Below are 18834 nucleotides of genomic sequence, written 5' to 3'. Positions count from 1 at the left end.
CACACCACAGGGGCGGCACGCCACGGCACTTCAACCAATAAATAATTGGTATCAACAAACTTGGCACACTATTGAGTTCTCAAACAACAGGAGCACCCGGCACCAAGACGACCCTCACAGGCCCTCCATCGCTCCGGAGCAACTTTTCTAACTTACCGGTGCCTTCAGTCTTTGTCAAACTGTCCGGCCCGTTCCTTCCGGCGGCTAAGGCCTCCGGTCGGCTTCGCGTTGGCGGCTTCACCGCCCTGCGCGGATATAAACTCTAGCACCGCTCGGCCGGGATGTAAATTCCGTTGCCGTTCACTCCTCCGTCACTCGAGCGGACGGCACGGCCGAGGGCTTCAGGTACAGGACTCCCAGCGGGGGAACCCGCAGAACGGCCGAGGCCGGGCTGTCCTTCCAGCCGCCTTCTTCAGCGGTGATGACGCCCAGGTTGCCGACGCCGGAGCCGCCGTATTCGGACGCGTCCGTATTCAGCGTCTCGTCCCAGTCACCGGCCCACGGCAACCCCAGCCGGAAGCCTTCGTGCGGGGCGCCGGCGAAGTTCGCCACGCAGACCAACGGGTTGCCCTGCTGGTCCCAGCGGATGAAGGACAGCGTGTTGTGCACGCCGTCGTTCTCATCAATCCACTGGAAGCCGGCCGGCTCATTGTCCCGTTCGTAGAGCGCCGGCGTGGAGCGGTAGATCCCGTTGAGGTTGCGGACCAGCCGCTGCACCCCCTTGTGCGGAACGTTTTCGGAGAGCCACCAGTCCAGCCCGTGCTGTTCGGACCATTCGGCTTCCTGGCCGAATTCGGTGCCCATGAAAATCAACTGCTTGCCCGGGTGCGCCCACTGGAACGCCAAGTAGGCGCGCAGGTTGGCAAGCTGCTGCCAGCGGTCGCCGGGCATCTTGCGCAGCATCGATCCCTTGCCGTGCACCACCTCGTCATGGCTGATCGGCAGCAGGAAGTTCTCCGTGTAGGCATACACCATAGAGAAGGTGGCCTTGTTGTGGTGGTACATCCGGTTGACCGGATCCTCGGCCATGTACTCGAGGGTGTCGTGCATCCAGCCCATGTTCCACTTCAGCCCGAAGCCGAGGCCGCCCGCGCTGGTCGGCCGAGTCACGCCGTCGAACGCGGTTGACTCTTCCGCGATGGTGACGATGCCGGGCACCCGCTTGTACGCGGTGGCATTGACCTCCTGCAAGAAGGAGATGGCCTCCAGGTTCTCGCGGCCGCCGTGGATGTTGGGGAACCACTCCCCCTCGTTGCGCGAGTAATCGCGGTAGAGCATCGACGCCACCGCATCCACCCGGAGCCCGTCGATGTGGAATTCCTCCAGCCAGTACAGCGCGTTGGCCACCAGGAAGTTGCGCACCTCGCTGCGGCCGTAGTCGAAAATCAGCGTGCCCCAGTCCGGGTGCTCGCCCAACCGCGGGTCGGCGTGCTCGTACAGCGGCTGGCCGTCAAAGCGGGCCAGCGCCCACTCGTCCTTGGGGAAGTGCGCCGGCACCCAGTCCAAGATCACGCCGATGCCTGCCTGGTGCAGCTTGTCCACCAGGTACTTGAAGTCGTCCGGATGCCCGAACCGCGAGGTCGGCGCGTAGTAGGAAGTGACCTGGTAGCCCCACGATCCGCCGAACGGGTGCTCGGCCACCGGCATGAACTCCACGTGCGTGAAGCCCTGCCAGCTGACGTATTCGGCCAGCTGGTCGGCCAGCTGCCGGTAGTCCAGCCCCAGCCGCCACGAGCCCAGGTGCACCTCGTAGACGCTCATCGGCCCGTTGTGCGGGTCGCGGACGGCGCGCCGTTCCAGCCATTCCTGGTCGCCAAAGCGGTAATGCGACTCGACCACCCGAGAGCCGGTCAGCGGCGGAACCTCGGTCCAGCGGGCCATCGGGTCGGCCTTTTCACGCCACTGCCCGTCCTGGCCCAGCAGCTCATACTTGTAGACGGCGCCGGCCTCCACGCCGGGAATGAACAGTTCCCACACGCCGGACCCGCCCATCGAACGCATTGCGTGCCGGGCCCCGTCCCAGTGGTTGAAATCGCCCTTGACCCGGACGGCGCGCGCATTCGGCGCCCAGACGGCGAAGCTAGCGCCGGAGGTGTCGCCCAGCGCCGAGTTGTAGCGCCGCACCTGGGAGCCCAATGCGGACCACAGCGTCTCGTGCCGGCCCTCGCCGATCAGGTGCAGGTCGATCTCGCCCAGGCTGGGCAGGTAATGGTACGGATCGTCCACGATGCTGGGGGCACCGCCGTCGTACGCCACCTCCAGACGGTAATCCGGGACGTGGCCGGGGTCGTCGGCGGGGAAAACCGCCACCCAGATGCCTTCGTGCTCGTGCTCCATCGGCACACGCAGCGAGGGCGTGACCACGGTGACGGAGTCGGCCAGCGGACGCCGGGTGCGGACGGTGACGTGGCCGTGGTCGTCCAAATGCGCGCCAAGCACCGCATGCGGCTGGTGGTAGGCACCGTGCGCGACGGCGGTGAGCACCTCCGCGTCGACCGGAACCGGAGTGCCGTCCCGCCGGCCCGGCGGCGTTGATCCCGCCGTCGCTGCGGATGCCGCCGCGTTGGGCCGGACGGGCGCGGCGGCCGTGGTGGGCCGGATGCCGGCGGCAGCGCCGGCGGCACCGACTCCGGCGGCAGCCAGGTCCCGGCTGGCCTCCGTGTCCCCGCCCGCGCCGGCCAGCGGGGCCAACGCCTCGCGGACACCGCGGACCGGAACCTTAACCCAGCGCGGACGATTGCGCTGTTCGTAGACCACTTCGTAGAGGGCCTTGTCCAGCAACAGCGCCAGATACAGGGTGGACGAGGTGTCCACCGGGTCTCCGGTCTCTTCGCGGTAGCCGTCCAGGAAGGCGGTGCTGGCCTGCGCCGCCCACTCATCGGCGGCGGCGCCTGCCGCATCGTCGGGCCCGGCCAGCCGGGCCACCCCGGCGGCGTAATCGAAGGAGCGGAGCATGCCGACCACGTCACGCAGCGGCACATCGTCCGTGCCGCGCTCGCCCATCGGCCGTAGCGGTTCGCCCTCGAAGTCCAGCACCACCCAGCCCCGCTCCGCGGAGTCCAGCACCTGGCCCAGGTGGTAGTCGCCGTGGATCCGCTGCAGCTCGGGAAGCTCGGTGACCTGTTCCAGCCGGTCCAGCAGTTCCTGCACCGCCTGGTCCAGCGGTCCCACCGATGCGCCGGCCTGCGCCCAGCCCCAGCGGATCCGTTCCGCCAGCGCGGCCTTGAACGCAGCGACTTCCTGGGTATCGGCCTTGTGGCTGCCGGCTGCCTCCCGCAGGCTGCGGTGGATCCGTCCGGTCACCGCCCCGAGCTGACGCGCCTGTGAGCTGAAGTCGGTGCCGTCCAGTGCCGAGCCGGACGCGGTGCGCCACGCATCCTGGCTGTCCGGCAGGAACTCCCGGAGCACGCTCAGGTGGCCGGTGTCCCACAGGCGGTCGCTGCCGTCGTCGTTCTGGCCGGGGGTGAGCCAGCCGCCGGTGACCCAGCCGTAGGTAGCGGGGACTTCCCGGCAGTCGGCATCGGTGAGCAGCACGCCCACTTCCACGTCCGGGTTGGCGCCGGCCTCCAGCACCCGGAAGAACTTCACAATCAGCGGTCCGTGGCCGGACTGAACCACCACAGAGGTATTGGACTGCTCGCCCAACAGCACCGAGGCCTCCAGGTCGGTGGAGAACTCTGGCCACGTTTCGAACCCGGCGCCGGCGTGCCCGCGGGTGTGCCCGTCGCCGGTCACAGCCTGACGCCGCATCAGTTCCAGCCAGGCGGCGACGAACACCGGATCGTGCGCGCCGTCGTAGATCCAGCGCTCCCCGGTGCCGTCCGCGCCGTCGTCCCCGCTCCCGGACCATGCCGCGGTTGCGTCGCCGCCCTCGCCGCCGTCGCGGGTGCCGTCCTCGGGCTCCTGCTGCGCGCGCCCCACCAGGGCAGCGTCCCCGCCGGCCAACTGCTCCGTGCGGTAGCTCAGCGGCACGTTCACCACATGGACGCCGTTGGCGGTGTGCACGGCCACGATGTGCACCTCCAGCCCCACCTCGCCGGACGGATCCTGTAGCCGGATGCCGCCCAGCCGGTGCAGCACGGAGTCCTGGCCCTTGGCCGGGAACCAGCGCTGCGCGGTCAGCCACGGGTGCAGCAGTTCGGGAATGCTCGGCGTGAATTTAGGCATGGGTTCTTGCCACCTCGGTTTCTTCAGTCGCTGGTCTGATGACCGGGAGGGTCTCAGTCTGCGGTGATGCCAGGTTGGATGCAATGGAGCGTAGGCGCAGCCAGAAGAAGTCGTGGCTGCCCAGGGTCAGGGTGAGTTGGCCGGCGTCGTCGAAGGCCGGGAACGGGGTGCCGCCGAACAGGTCGCGCAATCCGCGGCCGGCGTATTGGGGCAATTGCAGCGGGGCCGCCACCGGGTGCTGCGAGAGGTTGAAGATGCACAAGAGCACTTCCTTGTCCACGCCCTCCGGATTGTTTTCCGGCACCTCGCGGAGGAAGGCCAGCACCGAGTCCGATTCCACCGGCACGTTCTGGTAGCTGCCCAGCCCGAACGCCGGGTGGGCCTTGCGCACCGCCAGCATCTGACGCACCCAGTGCAGCAGCGAGCTGTTGTGCGCCAGCTGCGCCTCCACATTGACGTAGTTGTAGTGGTACACCAGCGACTGGACCACCGGCAGGTACAGCTTGCCCGGATCCGCGGTGGAGAACCCCGCGTTGCGGTCGGGGTTCCACTGCATCGGCGTGCGGGAGGCATCGCGGTCTTCCAGCCAGATGTTGTCGCCCATGCCGATCTCGTCCCCGTAATAGAGGAACGGGCTGCCCGGCAGCGAGAGCAGCAGCGCATGGATCAGTTCGATTTCCGCCCGGGAGTTGTCCAGCAACGGGGCCAGCCGGCGGCGGATGCCGATATTGGAGCGCATTCGAGAGTCCGGGGCGTACCAGCCGAACATCGCCTCGCGTTCTTCCATGCTAACCATTTCCAGCGTCAGTTCGTCATGGTTGCGCAGGAAGGTTGCCCATTGGGCACCGGCCGGGATGGCCGGCGTCTCCTCCATCGTGGCCACGATCGGGCCGGCATTCTGGTCCCGCAAGGCGTAGTAGAGCCGCGGCATGATCGGGAAATGGAAGGCCATGTGGCACTCCGGCCGCATTTCGCCGTCGTCGTCCTGCTGGCCGAAGTATTCCACCACCTCATGCGGCAGCTGGTTGGCTTCGGCGATGATCACGCGGCCCGGGTATTCGGCGTCGACCATGGCGCGCAGGTCCTGCAGGAAGGTGTGCGTGGCGGGCAGGTTTTCGCAGTTGGTCCCGTCCTCTTCGAACAGGTACGGGATGGCGTCCGCGCGGAATCCGTCGATGCCCTGATCCAGCCAGAACCGCACCACGTCGAACACCGCCTCGATCACCTTCGGGTTCTCGAAGTTCAGGTCCGGCTGGTGGCTGAAGAAGCGATGCCAGTAGAACTGCCGGCGGATCGGGTCGAAGGCCCAGTTGGAGTCTTCGGTGTCCACGAAGATAATCCGCGCGTCCTGGTACTTCTCGTCCGTGTCGGACCAGACATAGAAATCACCGTACGGGCCGTCCGGGTCGCGCCGGGACTGCTCGAACCAATCGTGCTTGTCCGAGGTGTGGTTCAGCGGCAGGTCGATGATCACGCGCACGCCGCGGGCGTGGGCCTCGGCCACCAGTCGTTTGAAGTCGCCGATGGTGCCGAACTCGTCCAGCACGTCGTAGTAGTCCTCGACGTCGTACCCGCCGTCGCGCAGCGGAGACTTGAAGAACGGCGGAACCCACAGGCAGTCGATCCCCAGCCACTGCAGGTAGTCGAGTTTCTCGATCAGCCCGGAAAAGTCGCCCGAACCGTCCCCATTGGCGTCCGCGAAGCCGCGCACCAGCACCTCGTAGAACACGGCTTTGCGGTACCAGTGTGGGTCGTGGGCCAGGCCCGGAGCATGCAGCTGAAACGGGCTGGCCATCAGCGGCTCCTTCGCACGTGCAGGACATGGGCCGGTTCCACGTGGGCATCCAGCCGCACGTAGTTGTGCTCGCCCCAGCGCCAGCTCTGTCCGGTGAGCAGGTCATCCACCCAGAACGTGCCGTCGTCGTTGTAGTCCTCGTCCCGCAGTCCCAGCGCCGCCAGGTCCAGCGAGACCGTGGATTCGCGCGCACTGTGCGGATCCACGTTCACCACGACGACGACGGTGTCCCGCCCGCCGCTGTGGGATTCGGGCAGGTGCGCCTTGTGCTTCGAGTACACCACCGTGGCCGGATCCGTGCTGCGGTGCACGGTGAGGTTGCCCAGGTCGCCGAGTGCCGGATGGGCCCGCCGAATGGAGTTCAGCCGGGTCAGGTACGGCGCCAGCGAGCGCCCTTCGGCCTCCGCTGCGGCGAAGTCGCGGGCCTTGTACTCGTACTTTTCGTTGTCGATGTACTCCTCCGCGCCCGGCCTGGCCACGTGTTCGTACAGTTCGTAGCCGGCATACACGCCCCAGAGCGGGCTGGCCGTCGCCGCCAGCACCGCGCGGATCTTGAACGCGGCCGGGCCACCGTACTGCAGGTACTCGGTGAGGATGTCCGGGGTGTTGACAAAGAAGTTGGGCCGGAAGAACGCAGCGGTCTCGTGGCTGATCTCGGTGAAGTACTCCTCGATCTCTTCCTTGGTGTTGCGCCAGGTGAAATAGCTGTAGGACTGCTGGAAACCGGCCCGGCCCAGCGCGTGCATCATGGCCGGCCGAGTGAAGGCCTCGGCCAGGAACACCACGTCGGGATCTTCGCGGTTCACCGTGCCGATCAGCCACTCCCAGAACCACACGGGCTTGGTGTGCGGGTTGTCCACCCGGAAGATCTTCACGCCGTGGGAAATCCACAGCCGCACAATCCGCAGCACCTCTTCGGAGAGGCCGCGCGGGTCGTTGTCGAAGTTCAGCGGATAAATGTCCTGATACTTCTTCGGCGGATTCTCCGCGTAAGCAATGGTGCCGTCCACCCGGGTGGTGAACCATTCGGGGTGCTCGGTGGCCCACGGATGGTCCGGAGCGGCCTGCAGGGCCAGGTCCAGAGCCACTTCCAGGCCGACCGCTTTGGCCGCCGCCACGAAGGCGTCGAACTGCTCGAAGCCGCCCAGGTCGGGGTGGATGGCATCATGTCCGCCGTCCTTGGAACCGATGGCCCAGGGCGAGCCGGGGTCCCCCGGACCGGTGGTCAAGGTGTTGTTCGGACCCTTGCGGTTGACCTCGCCGATCGGGTGGATCGGCGGCAGGTAAATCACGTCAAAGCCCATCGCGGCGACGGCCGGAAGCCGCTCGGCCGCCGTGGTGAAGTCCCCGGAGGTCCAGATGCCGGTCGCCGGGTCATAGTGCGCGCCCTCCGAGCGCGGGAAGAATTCGTACCAGGCGCCGCGCCCGGCCTGTTCGCGCTCCACCAGAATGGGGTACTGCTTCGAGGGGCTGACCAGACTGCGGATCGGGTGGCTGCGCACCGCGGCCAGCACCGCCTCCGAGGTCCCCGCGGCCAGCCGCTCGTGCACCGACAAGGACTCATCGGCGAGCGCGGCGGCAGCGTCCCGCAGCACCCGCGCGTTATCTTCCGGCCGCCCGCCCTGCCCGCCGGCCTGTTCGAGCAGTTGCCGGCCTTCGGTAAGCATCAGGTCCACGTCAACGCCGGCGGCGATCTTGACCTCGGCGTTGTGCCGCCAGGTGGCGTAGTTGTCTCCCCAGCCTTCAACGTGGAAAGTCCACAGGCCGGTGCCGGTGGGCCGGATCTTGCCGTGCCAGCGGTCGGTGCCGGTGGCCCCGGGCGTGAGCCGGGCGCGCTGGACCGGGTTGCCGTCCGGGTCGAACAGCACCGCGGTGGCGCCGATCTTGTCGTGCCCCTCGCGGAAGACGGTGGCGGCCACCTCAATGTCCTCGCCCGGAATCGCCTTGGCGGGGAATTCGCCGCCGCCGACCACGGGCCAAACATCGACCACCGGGATCCGGCCAAATTTCAGGCGCTGCGTTGGATGGGACGGGCTGTGCTCCTGCATCGAAGTCGTCACAAGACTAGACGTTAGCGAGAATCCATCCCGATTGCGAAGGATCCCGGCGCCGCGGAGACTCATTGGCGGCCAGTTCGGCGCGCATTAACCTGCCGGTCATCATCGGCGGAGGTATCTGCGCTAACGTAGGCCGGGTGAAGGCAATCCGCAGATTTACCGTCCGCACTGTCCTCCCCGAGAGCATTGCTCCACTGGCCCGTCTGGCAGGCAACTTGCGCTGGTCCTGGCACCTGCCAACCCAGCAGCTCTTCGAACAATTGGACCCCAAGGCCTGGGCCGAGGTGGGCCAGGATCCGGTGGCCCTGCTGGGCTCCTTTACCCGCGAACGCCTGCGCGAGCTCGCTGCCGACGAGCATGTGGTGACCCGGGTGAGCGAACTGGACGCGGACCTGGAGCATTACCTCGCCGAGGACCGCTGGTACCAGACGCTGGGAGCGGATGCTCCGGCGTCGATCGCCTACTTCTCCCCCGAGTACGGAATCAGCCACGTGCTCCCGCAGTACTCCGGCGGCCTGGGCATTCTGGCCGGCGACCATCTGAAAGCCGCGTCCGATCTGGGCGTGCCGCTGGTGGGCGTGGGCCTGCTCTATGCCGCCGGCTACTTCAAGCAGTCGCTGAGCCGCGACGCGTGGCAGCAGGAGACGTATCCCGTGCTGGACCCGGACGGCCTGCCGTTGACCTTGCTGCGCGAGGCGGACGGGCAGCCGGCCCAGGTCACCCTGCCGCTGCCGAATGGGCGCCGGCTCGGCGCCTTCATCTGGCGCGCCGATGTGGGCCGGGTGCCGCTGCTGCTGCTGGATTCCAATATTCCGGGCAACGATGAGGCCGCACGCGGCATCACCGACCGGCTCTACGGCGGCGGCGGCGACCACCGGCTGCAGCAGGAACTGCTGCTGGGCATGGGCGGCGTGAAGGCGCTGCGCGTGCACCAGCGGCTCACCGGGGCTCCGGCCCCGGAGGTCTTCCACACCAACGAGGGGCACGCCGGTTTCCTGGGCGTCGAACGCATCCAGGAACTGGCGGCCGCCGGCCTGAGCTGGGACGAGGCATTGGCCGCGGGCCGCGCCAATACCGTCTTCACCACGCACACCCCGGTGCCGGCCGGCATCGACCGGTTCGACAAGGCGCAGATCCAGCACTTCTTCAGTGCCGGCCTCGCCCCGGATGTGCCCACCGCCAAGATCCTGGAACTGGGCGATGAGAATTACGACGGCGGAGACCCGTCCAAGTTCAACATGGCCGTCATGGGCCTGCGGCTGGCGCAGCGGGCCAACGGTGTGGCCAAGCTGCACGGCGTGGTCTCGCGCGGCATGTTCTCCGGGCTCTGGCCGGGCTTCGATCAGCAGGAAGTGCCGATCGGCTCGGTGACCAACGGCGTGCACGTGCCCACCTGGGTGGATCCGCGGGTTGCGGAGTTCGCGCGGTCGGCGTTCGGCAACCAAACCGTGATCGACCGCCAGTGGGACCGCGTGTACGACGCCGCCGACGAGGATATCTGGGCGCTGCGCCGGACCCTGCGGACAAACTTGATTGACGATGTCCGCCGCCGGCTGCGTGCATCGTGGAAGAAACGCGGCGCAGCAGATGCCGAGCTGGCCTGGACCGATTCAGTGCTGGACCCGGACGTGCTGACCATCGGCTTTGCCCGCCGCGTGCCCACCTACAAGCGGCTGACCCTGATGCTGCGCGATCCGGCCCGGCTCAAGGCACTGCTGCTTCATCCCGAACGGCCCATCCAGTTGGTCATCGCCGGCAAATCCCATCCGGCGGATGAGCAGGGCAAACGGATGATCCAGGACCTGGTCCGTTTCACCGACGACCCGGAGGTCCGGCACCGGATTGTCTTCCTGCCCAACTACGACATCGCCATGGCCCGCACCCTCTTCCCGGGTTGCGACGTGTGGCTGAACAACCCACTGCGTCCCTTGGAAGCCTGCGGCACCTCCGGCATGAAGGCCGCCATCAACGGCGGCTTGAATCTGTCCGTGTTGGACGGCTGGTGGGACGAAATGTACGACGGCGACAACGGCTGGGCGATTCCGACGGCGAACCCCTCCACCGAAGCCGGGACCGACGACGTATTCGACCCGGATGAGCGGGACGACATCGAAGCGGCTGCGCTCTACGATCTGGTGGAGCACCATGTGGCGCCGCGCTTTTACGCCGCGGAGATACCCGAAGGCGCCGGAGCCGCCGGCCCGTCCGAGCCGGTGGGTACGGACCACGTACCGCACCAGTGGATAGCTATGATCAAGCACACGCTGGCCAATCTGGGGCCGGCCGTCTCCGCGGAACGGATGCTGCAGGACTATGTGGAGCAGCTCTACCGTCCCGCCTCGATGTCCGGGCACGCCGCCCGCGCCGACGAGTTCGCCGCGGCCAAGGAACTGGCGGCGTGGACCAGCAGGGTCCGCAATGCCTGGGGCGACGTGTCGGTGGAACACGTGGACTCGATGGGCATTACCGACGAACCGCAAATCGGCGAGTCGCTGACGGTCAATGCCTACGTCCGGCTCGGCCCGCTGGCACCGGACAGCGTCACCGTCCAGGTGGTCCACGGGCAAGTCACCGAAAACGACGACCTCGCGCAGACGTCCACCGACGACCTGACCGTCGCCGACCAATTGGGCGACGGCCGCTACCTGTTCACGGGGCCGGTGACCATCGACCGTTCCGGCTCATTCGGCTACAGCGTGCGTGTGCTGCCCAAGCATGCGGGCCTGGCCAACGAGGCCGAACTCGGTCTGGTGGCAAACGCCAGCAACTGATTCCCGCCCGGCCGGCCACTCCTGATCATGGCCGGGCGGCGTCGGACCGGGCCTCCAACTGCGGTGTCGGCGCCGGGATCCGGCCACTACCGTAACCAAATATTCGGCCGATTCCTGCCGCTGCCCTACCGCGGCAGCGCGCCTCAATCGGCCCATTTTGGCCGAAAAATCTGCCCCTTCGTACGTCCTTCTGTGTGGCACACCCCTTTATTATCAGCATGCTGACTAATAGCATGAAGGTGTTCCGTCCGAATGAACCACTAAGGAGGCGAATATGGGCGCCGGTACCGAGCAAGACACCGCACCACCGCCGGACCATGAGGACAAGCCTCAAACTCCCCCACAGGTGAAGAAGGCCTCCTGGAAGTACATACTCCGCAAGACTTTCCGTGAATTCACCGATGACGACTGTACGGATCTGGCGGCTGGGCTGACGTACTACGGCGTCCTGTCACTGTTCCCAGGCCTGTTGGCCTTGGTTTCCGTCCTGGGACTGGTGGGACAGGCCGAAAAAACCACCGACGCCATGCTGAGCATGGTGGAACAGGTGGCACCGGGCCAAGCGCTCGATGTCATTCGGCAGCCGATTGAACAGCTGGCCAGCTCGCAGGGCGCGGGGTTGGCGTTCGTTATCGGCCTAGTGGGCGCCATCTGGTCTGCCTCCGGCTACGTCAACGCTTTCGGCCGGGCGATGAACAGGATCTATGAGGTCGACGAAGGCCGGCCGTTCTGGAAGCTGCGCCCGGTGATGCTGCTGATCACCATCGTGGTGTTGCTGCTGGCGGTGCTGATGATGCTGATGCTGGTGCTGTCCGGACCCGTCGCACAGGCCGTCGGTTCCTTCATCGGCCTCGGTGAAGTGGCACTGACCGTCTGGAACATCGCCAAATGGCCGTTGCTGGTCATCTTCGCAGTCGTGATGATCGCCGTACTGTACTACGCGACGCCGAACGTGAAGCAGCCCAAATTCCGCTGGATGAGCCTCGGCGCCCTCATCGCACTGGTGGTGCTGGCCCTGGCAACCCTCGGCTTTGCCTTCTACGTGGGCAACTTCGGCAATTACAACAAGACCTATGGCGCCATTGGCGGCGTGATCGTGCTGCTGCTGTGGTTCTGGCTGGCCAACCTTGCCCTGCTGTTCGGCGCCGAGTTCGACGCTGAAACCGAGCGCGGCCGGCAACTCCAGGCCGGCATCGCTGCCGAAGAGAACATTCAGCTTCCGCTCCGTGACAGCCGCAAGAGCGACAAGAACGCCGAGAAGGAAGAGGAGGACATCGCACGGGGCCGCAGACTCCGCCGTGCCTACGGGCAGGAGGAGAAATCCCGTGATCACACCTGAAAACGTCAGGCCTGACAGGAAGAAACCCGACACAGAAAAGGAATTGCCATGACCACGAATTCAAGTTCCGGCAGTTACGACGAGGGAGTTCCCGTTTACCCGGCCGGCGGGGCGGCAGTCCCGCCGCCCACTACTCCGCCGACCACCACCGGCCAGCCCCGGAGCGAGACAGCCAAGACCGAAGCGAAGGAAGTAGGTCGCGAGGGAGTCGAAGCCGGCCAGCATGTGGCGCAGACGGCCAAGGGCGAGGCGAAACAGGTGGCCCACGAGGCCAAGGAAAAGGCCCGGGACCTGATGTCCGAACTGGGCGACGACGTGCGCGGCCAGGCCCACACCCAGCAACAGCGCGTGGCCTCCGGACTGCGGTCGATCGGTGAAGAGCTGAGCTCCATGGCCCGCAACTCCGATCAGTCCGGAACGGCGACCCATTTGGTGAGCCGCGCCGCAGACAGGGCCGACTCCGTGGCTCATTGGTTGGAGAACCGCGATCCGGGCTCGCTGCTGGACGAGGTGAAGCGCTTTGCCCGCCAGCGCCCCGGTGCTTTCCTGGCCATCGCGGCAGGCGCCGGCGTTCTGGCCGGCAGGCTCACCAAGGGCCTGACCGCCGACAGCGGCGGCACGGGCAGCGGGGTCACGGGCAGCGGGGTCGGAACAGGGCAGCACGTGGGCACGCACCGTGCCACCGCCGGACCGGTCTACGCCACGCCGGAAACGACGGCCGGCAGCTATGAAGCCCAGAGCGCAGCGGGCTTCGGGGCACCCGGGGCGCAGCCCGAGACCACCTACCCGGTGGGCGAACCGCCCCTTGGCGGTCGCGGCACCGCGATCCCGGACCGCAACCCCTATGAAGACGGAGGAACACGATGAGTCATCAGCAGGTGCCCGGCAACCAGCGGGTGCCCGGCCAGGATTCCGCCGAACCCACACGGGCGGAAATCAAGGCCGAGAATGAGTCCCTCGGCGACCTGCTCAGCCAAGTCAGCAAGGACATCTCCGTGCTGATGCGGCAGGAACTGGAGCTGGCGAAGGCCGAACTTAAGGAGACCGGCACACGCGCCGGCAAGGGAGCAGGCATGCTGGGCGGGGCCGGCGTGGCCGGCCACTTCGTCCTCCTGTTCCTCTCGCTGGCCCTGTGGACCCTGATCGCCTACTTCATCGGACTGGCTTGGTCAGCCCTGATCGTGGCAGTCATCTGGGCCATCATCGCCGCCATCCTCTACTCGGTCGGCCGCAAGCAGCTCAAGACCGTTCAAGGGATGCCCCGCACCGCCGAGTCAGTGAAGAAGATTCCGGAAACATTGAAGCCAAGTGAGGAAGCACGATGAGCCAGTCACCAGAAGAAATCCGAGCCGATATCGAACGGACACGCGCACGGCTGGGCACCGACGTGGACGCGGTGGCGGAGAAAGCCTCGCCGTCGAACATCGTCCACCGGCAGACGGACAAGGTGAAAGATTCCGTGGGCCGGGTCAAGGACAAGGTCATGGGCGCTGCCGACGACGCCGGCAGCAACACGAAGTCCATGATGCACGACGCCGGCGAGATGGCCAGCGACGTCCCGCACCGGATTGCCCGCAAGACCGAAGGCAACCCCTTGGCGGCAGGCCTGATCGCCTTCGGCGCCGGCTGGTTGCTGTCCTCGCTGTTCCCCGCCAGCCGGATGGAGCAGCAGGCAGCCGAACGGGTCAAGGAAGAAGCCCAGCCGGTGGTCCAGCAAGTCAAGGAGGCTGCCCAAGAGGTGGCGCAGGACATGAAGGAGCCAGCCCGGGAGGCCGCCGAGGACCTGAAGTACTCAGCCCAGGACTCCGTGGACAGGGTCAAGGCCGAGGGCACATCCGCCGCCCAGGACGTCAAGGATCGGGCACAGGAGGCCCGCGGGAATGTGCAGGAGCCGCCGCGGCAGGTCTGATCCGCCTCGGATCGCGTCGTCCCACCGCGCGCTAGTCCGGCGCCGGGAGAGCCCCATGGGCCCCCGGCGCCGGACTCACGTCAGGCGGTAGATCGAGATGGCGTTGGCGGCGACAAGGTCCTTCTCGCCGCTGCGGATCTTGGCCCCGCGTCGTTGATCGTCTTTGTGCGAGCTGGTGTAGAGCAGCTCGAACGGAATCTTTTCGCCGCGGTGCTTGCCGAACTCCTGCAGCGACCGTGGGTCGGGCATCACGATCTTTTGCGGCTGACGCCCCCCGTTAATGACCACCAGACCGTCGATCACGCCTTGCGGCGACCCCATCAGCAGCTGGACCATGCGGCTGTCCGGGTTGTTCCAGTCCTCCGGTGTCATCGGTTCGCCATCGGCATTGAACCAGAGCAGGTAGGAACTCTCCTCCCGCGCCGGATAGTTGTAGGGCTGGTGCGCCAGGAAGGACCGGCGGATCCGGATCAGCCGGCGGGTGGCATCGAACATGCGGTGTTCGCACTCGTCCAGCTGCCAGTTGGTCCAGGCCAGGGCGTTGTCCTGGCAGTACGCGTTGTTGTTCCCTTGCTGGCTGCGCCCGATCTCATCCCCCGCGCAGATCATCGGCACACCCAGCGACAGCAGCATCGTGGCCATCAGGTTCCGCGCCGTCCGCTCGCGCGCGTCCAGGATCCGGCTGTCCCCAGTGTGCCCTTCGACGCCGTGGTTGTAGCTGCGGTTGTGGTCGTGGCCGTCGCGGTTCTCTTCGCCGTTCGCCTCGTTGTGCTTGCGCTGGTAGGACGTCAGGTCGGCCAGCGTGAAGCCGTCATGGGCGGTGACGAAATTAAGCGAGGCCAGCGCCGTGCGGCCGGAACCGGCGAACAGCTCGGTGGACCCGGCCAGGCAACTGGCCAGCCTGGCCACGGTCCCGCCCTGCCCGCCGGCGTCAGCGGCGGCCTGGTCCGCCAGCCAGAAATCACGGACGGTATCGCGGAAGCGGTCGTTCCAGTCGGTCCAGCCCGGCGGAAAGTGGCCGGTCTGCCAGCCGCCGTCGCCCACGTCCCACGGTTCGGAGACCAGTTTGGCTCCGGACAAAACGGAGTCCGCGCCAACCGCCACCAGGAACGGATGCCGGGGATTGAAGTGGTTCTGCCCATCGCGGCCCAAGGACACGGCCAGGTCGAAGCGGAAGCCGTCAATATGGAACTCTTCCACCCAGTAGCGCAGCGAGTCCAGGGCCAACTGGATCACCCGCGGCTCGTTGAAGTTCATCGTGTTTCCACAGCCGGTGGTGTCCAGGTAGTTCCCGTGGCCATCGTGTCGGTAGTACACATGGTCGGCCAGACCGCGGAAGGAATAGGTGTCCTGGTCCTTCCCGCCCTCGGCTGTGTGGTTGTAGACCACGTCCAGGATCACCTCGATCCCCACCGAGTGCAGCTTCTTCACCATGGTGCGGAACTCGTCCTGTACCGCCCGAGGTCCCGCGGCCTGGGCGGCCGCGGTGGCGTAGCCCGGCCAGAGCGCGAAGAAGCCCAGCGTGTTGTAGCCCCAGTAATTGGCCAGGCCCAGGTCCTGCAGGTGCGGCTCGTCCAGGTGGTAGTGCACCGGGAGCAGCTCCAGCGTGGTGATTCCCAGTTCAAGCAGGTAATCGACCATCACCGGATGCGCCAGGCCGGCGTAGGTGCCGCGCAGCTCTTCCGGAATCTCCGGGTGCAGCATGGTCTGGCCCTTGACGTGGCATTCGTAGACCACAGTGTCCCGCCAGGGTACGTGCGGACGCGCGTCGTCTCCCCAGTCGAAGCCGCCGGTGACGTACACCGAACGCAGCACACCGCCGTCGTCGTCAATGGCGCGCCCATACGGGTCCAGCAGCAGCTGCCTCGAGGCCGGCAGGGCCTGGCCGTGCGGCCAGAAGGCGTAGCGGCTGCCGGCGTCCAGCCCCTTGACCGTGCCGTGGTGGACGCCGTCGGTGAAGGCCTTCAGCTCAGCGCGCTGCCAGGCGCCGCTTGCGTCCTGGAAGTGCACATCCATGGTGGCGTGCCCGGGGGCGAACACCGCCACATTCACCGCACCGGGGATAGCCGGCATGCCCGGTGTCGTGGCGCTGACCCCCAGCGGGAAGGACCGCGATAGCTGTGGCGGGCGGACCTGCAGTTGGGGGGAAATGCTCTTGGCGTGACGGGCCAAACGGTCACCTGCTCCTAGCGGGCGCGCTGCCGCGATATTTCGTACAGGCTGATGCCCACGGCCATCGAGGCGTTGAGCGATTCCATCGCCGAATCGATCGGGATGGAGACAATTTGGTCGCAGTTCTCGCGGACCAGCCGGGACAGGCCCTTGCCCTCGGATCCGACGACCAGGCACACCGGCTCGGTGGCCAGGGACAGGTCAGGCAGCGACACGTCGCCCTCGCCGTCCAGACCCAGCACGAAGATACCCAGCTGCTGGAAAGCCTTGAGCGTGTTGGTCAGGTTGCTCGCCTTGGCCACCGGGACGCGCACGGCCGCGCCGGCGCTGGTCTTCCAGGCGGAGGCAGTCATGCCCACGGAGCGGCGCTCGGGTACCACCACGCCGTGCCCGCTGAAAGCGGACGCGGAGCGGATGATGGCACCGAGGTTGCGCGGATCGGTAATCCCGTCCAGTGCCACGAACAGCGGGGCATTATTGATGTACCCCTTCTTGAACTTGGCCATGGTTTCCTCGGCCAGCTCCAGCGCGTCCTGGTATTCGTAGGGCGGGATCTGCAAGACCAGTCCTTGGTGGACGGCGTCCTCGGTCATCCGGTCCAGTTCGGTCTTGTGCGACTCCAGCACCGGGATACCGCGTTCGGCGGCGATCTTCAGCGATTCCTTGACCCGGTCGTCCATCTCGATCCGGACCGCCACGTGCAGCACCTTGGCGGGCACCTCGGCGCGCAGGGCTTCCACCACGGAATTGCGTCCGGTTACCATCTCGCCGGCGGTCTTGCCGCGGCGGGCGGCGGGGCGCTGGCCGCCCTGGTGCTTGGCGGCGGAGCGTTCGGAGAGCTGCTTGGTGCGATATGCCTTGTGGTACGGGCGGTCTTCGGCCTTTGGCGTCGGCCCCTTGCCTTCGAGCGCCTTGCGCCCGTGGCCGCCGGTTCCTGTGGTGGGTCCCTTCTTGGACTTGCGCACCGCTCCGGGGCGAGGTTTGTTGGCCATCGAAAACTACCTTTGGTGTTGGGGAAGGTGGGTTTCCGCTGGTGCGCACCGGGGTGGCCGGCTAGCCCGACGGGAACCGTCTGGCTTAAAGGGTACCGCCAACCGTGCTGGCTGCCGTCAGCCGAGGCTCCAGCTCGCGCCCTCGGCCGAGTCCTCCACCACGATTCCGGCCTCGGCCAGGGTGTCGCGGATGGCGTCCGCGCGAGACCAGTCCTTGGCCGCCCGGGCCGCGCGGCGCTCCTCCAACTGGGCGCGCACCAGCGTGTCCAGGGCCTGGTGCGCCGCGGTGTCAGCGCCGCCGGAGTGCCAGTGCGGATCCAGCGGGTTGATGTGCAGCACGTCGGTCATGGCCATCACCTGGTGCAGCGCGCGGGTGGCCGCTTCCTTGTCCTTGCCGTCTAGCGCGGTGTTGCCGGCGCGCACCGTTTCGTGGACCGCGGCCAGTGCCTGCGGCACGTTAAGGTCGTCGTCCATCGCTGCGGCGAACGCGTCCGGCACGCGTTCGGCCACGACGAAGCCGAACTGCTCGCCGTAAAGGAACTTCAGCGCCCGCTGCATGAAGCCCTCGATCCGTTCCACCGCGGCGGCCGCTTCCACCAGCGAGCCGGGGTTGTAGTCCAGCGCGGACCGGTACTGCGCCTGTCCCAGGTAGTAGCGGACCACCAAGGGCCTGGCGTCCTGGAGCATTTGCGCCGGGGTGATGATGTTGCCGATCGACTTGGACATCTTCTCGCCCTCGAAGGTGACCATGCCGTTGTGCATCCAGAAGTTGGCGAAGCCCTGGCCGGCCGCCCGGGACTGCGCCACTTCGTTCTCGTGGTGCGGGAAGCGCAGGTCCAGCCCGCCGCCGTGGATGTCGAACTCGGTGCCCAGGTACTTGGTGACCATGGCCGAGCACTCCAGATGCCAGCCCGGCCGGCCGGCGCCCCACGGGCTGGCCCAGCTGGCGGTTTCCGGCTCGCCTTCCTTGTGCCCCTTCCAGAGCGCGAAGTCGCGGGGATCCTTCTTGCCGCGCGGGCCGGCGTCGGGCGCCGCCTGCATGTCCTCGATCCGCTGGTGCGTCAGCGAGCCGTATTCCGGCCAGGAACGCACGTCGAAGTAGACGTCGCCGGAATCGTCCAGAGCCGGGTAGGCGTGGCCGCGGTCGATCAACTGCTGGATCAGCCGGTGCATCTCCGGGATGTGGCCGGTGGCGCGCGGTTCGTAGGTGGGCCGTTCAACCCCCAGCGCGTCGTAGGCCTTGGCGAACTCCTGCTCATAGCGGTAGGCCAGCGCCCACCAGGGCTCGTTCGGCACCGGCACCATTGGATCCTCGGCGGCGTCCGGGCGGAAGGAGTCGGCGGACTTGACCAGGATCTTGTCGTCAATGTCCGTTACGTTGCGCACCACCGTGACGTCGTAGCCGCTGGAGCGCAGCCAGCGGGTGAGCTGGTCGAATGCGATGGCCGAGCGGATGTGGCCCACGTGCGGGTCGCCCTGCACGGTGGCACCGCAGTAATAGAGCCCCACCTTGCCCGGGACCAGCGGGACGAAATCGCGGACTTGCGCGGTGGCGGTGTCATAGAATCTCAGGCTCACCGCTCTAGCGTAGCCGCGCCCGCACTACCGGTGCGAACCGTTGAGTCCTGTTGC

Annotated in this window: 11 protein-coding genes; 5 read left to right on the top strand and 6 right to left on the bottom strand. The window is 66.9% G+C overall.

Going from position 1 to position 18834, the window contains the following annotated elements; translation table 11 throughout:
• Nucleotides 1–300: 300 nt before the first annotated feature.
• Genes glgB through AB0N75_RS04985 form a run of 3 tightly spaced genes read right to left on the bottom strand, consistent with a single transcriptional unit; the run spans nt 301 to nt 8010 of the window.
• Nucleotides 301–4167 carry a 1,4-alpha-glucan branching protein GlgB gene (gene glgB, locus AB0N75_RS04995; RefSeq protein ID WP_364645956.1) on the bottom strand — a complete coding sequence of 1289 codons (3867 nt, stop codon included), beginning with the start codon at nt 4165–4167 and terminating at the stop codon, nt 301–303.
• Complete coding sequence (treS, locus tag AB0N75_RS04990; RefSeq protein ID WP_364645953.1) at nt 4160–5962, bottom strand: maltose alpha-D-glucosyltransferase; 1803 nt, start codon at nt 5960–5962, stop codon at nt 4160–4162. The genes glgB and treS overlap by 8 nt, the downstream gene beginning before the upstream one ends.
• On the bottom strand, nt 5962–8010 hold the full coding sequence (locus tag AB0N75_RS04985) for an alpha-1,4-glucan--maltose-1-phosphate maltosyltransferase (RefSeq protein WP_364646011.1): 2049 nt from the start codon (nt 8008–8010) through the stop codon (nt 5962–5964). The genes treS and AB0N75_RS04985 overlap by 1 nt, the downstream gene beginning before the upstream one ends.
• A 146-nt stretch (nt 8011–8156) precedes the next feature.
• On the opposite strand from AB0N75_RS04985, the gene glgP reads away from it, so the two are divergent.
• From glgP to AB0N75_RS04960, 5 genes are all read left to right on the top strand, one after another.
• Nucleotides 8157–10790, top strand: coding sequence for an alpha-glucan family phosphorylase (gene glgP / locus AB0N75_RS04980; RefSeq protein WP_364645950.1), 2634 nt, complete (start codon nt 8157–8159; stop codon nt 10788–10790).
• Between the two features lie 274 nt (nt 10791–11064).
• Nucleotides 11065–12129: a YihY/virulence factor BrkB family protein gene (locus AB0N75_RS04975; RefSeq protein ID WP_364645947.1), complete on the top strand. Its 1065-nt coding sequence runs from the start codon at nt 11065–11067 to the stop codon at nt 12127–12129.
• A gap of 48 nt (nt 12130–12177) precedes the next feature.
• Nucleotides 12178–12996, top strand: a complete 819-nt coding sequence (locus tag AB0N75_RS04970) for a hypothetical protein (RefSeq protein WP_364645944.1) — start codon at nt 12178–12180, stop codon at nt 12994–12996.
• The gene (locus AB0N75_RS04965; protein WP_364645941.1) at nt 12993–13454 is read left to right on the top strand and encodes a phage holin family protein; all 462 of its coding nucleotides are present in this window, start codon (nt 12993–12995) and stop codon (nt 13452–13454) included. Before AB0N75_RS04970 ends, AB0N75_RS04965 begins: the two co-directional genes overlap by 4 nt.
• Nucleotides 13451–14038: a DUF3618 domain-containing protein gene (locus AB0N75_RS04960; protein WP_364645938.1), complete on the top strand. Its 588-nt coding sequence runs from the start codon at nt 13451–13453 to the stop codon at nt 14036–14038. The genes AB0N75_RS04965 and AB0N75_RS04960 overlap by 4 nt, the downstream gene beginning before the upstream one ends.
• Nucleotides 14039–14113: 75 nt before the next feature.
• On the opposite strand, the gene glgX is transcribed toward AB0N75_RS04960, so the two are convergent.
• From glgX to cysS, 3 genes are all read right to left on the bottom strand, one after another.
• Complete coding sequence (gene glgX / locus AB0N75_RS04955) at nt 14114–16111, bottom strand: glycogen debranching protein GlgX (RefSeq protein ID WP_364645933.1); 1998 nt, start codon at nt 16109–16111, stop codon at nt 14114–14116.
• A gap of 113 nt (nt 16112–16224) precedes the next feature.
• Nucleotides 16225–17202 (bottom strand): 23S rRNA (guanosine(2251)-2'-O)-methyltransferase RlmB, encoded by a 978-nt coding sequence (rlmB, locus tag AB0N75_RS04950; protein ID WP_364645930.1) that lies wholly within the window; start codon nt 17200–17202, stop codon nt 16225–16227.
• A 117-nt stretch (nt 17203–17319) separates the two neighbouring features.
• Nucleotides 17320–18780 carry a cysteine--tRNA ligase gene (gene cysS / locus AB0N75_RS04945; protein WP_364645927.1) on the bottom strand — a complete coding sequence of 487 codons (1461 nt, stop codon included), beginning with the start codon at nt 18778–18780 and terminating at the stop codon, nt 17320–17322.
• Nucleotides 18781–18834 lie beyond the last annotated feature (54 nt).

The organism is Arthrobacter sp. NPDC089319, from assembly GCF_040684925.1.
Classification (GTDB): Bacteria; Actinomycetota; Actinomycetes; order Actinomycetales; family Micrococcaceae; genus Crystallibacter.
The sequence above is the reverse complement of the archived record's forward strand: the minus strand, read 5'-3'. Positions and strand labels throughout refer to the sequence as shown.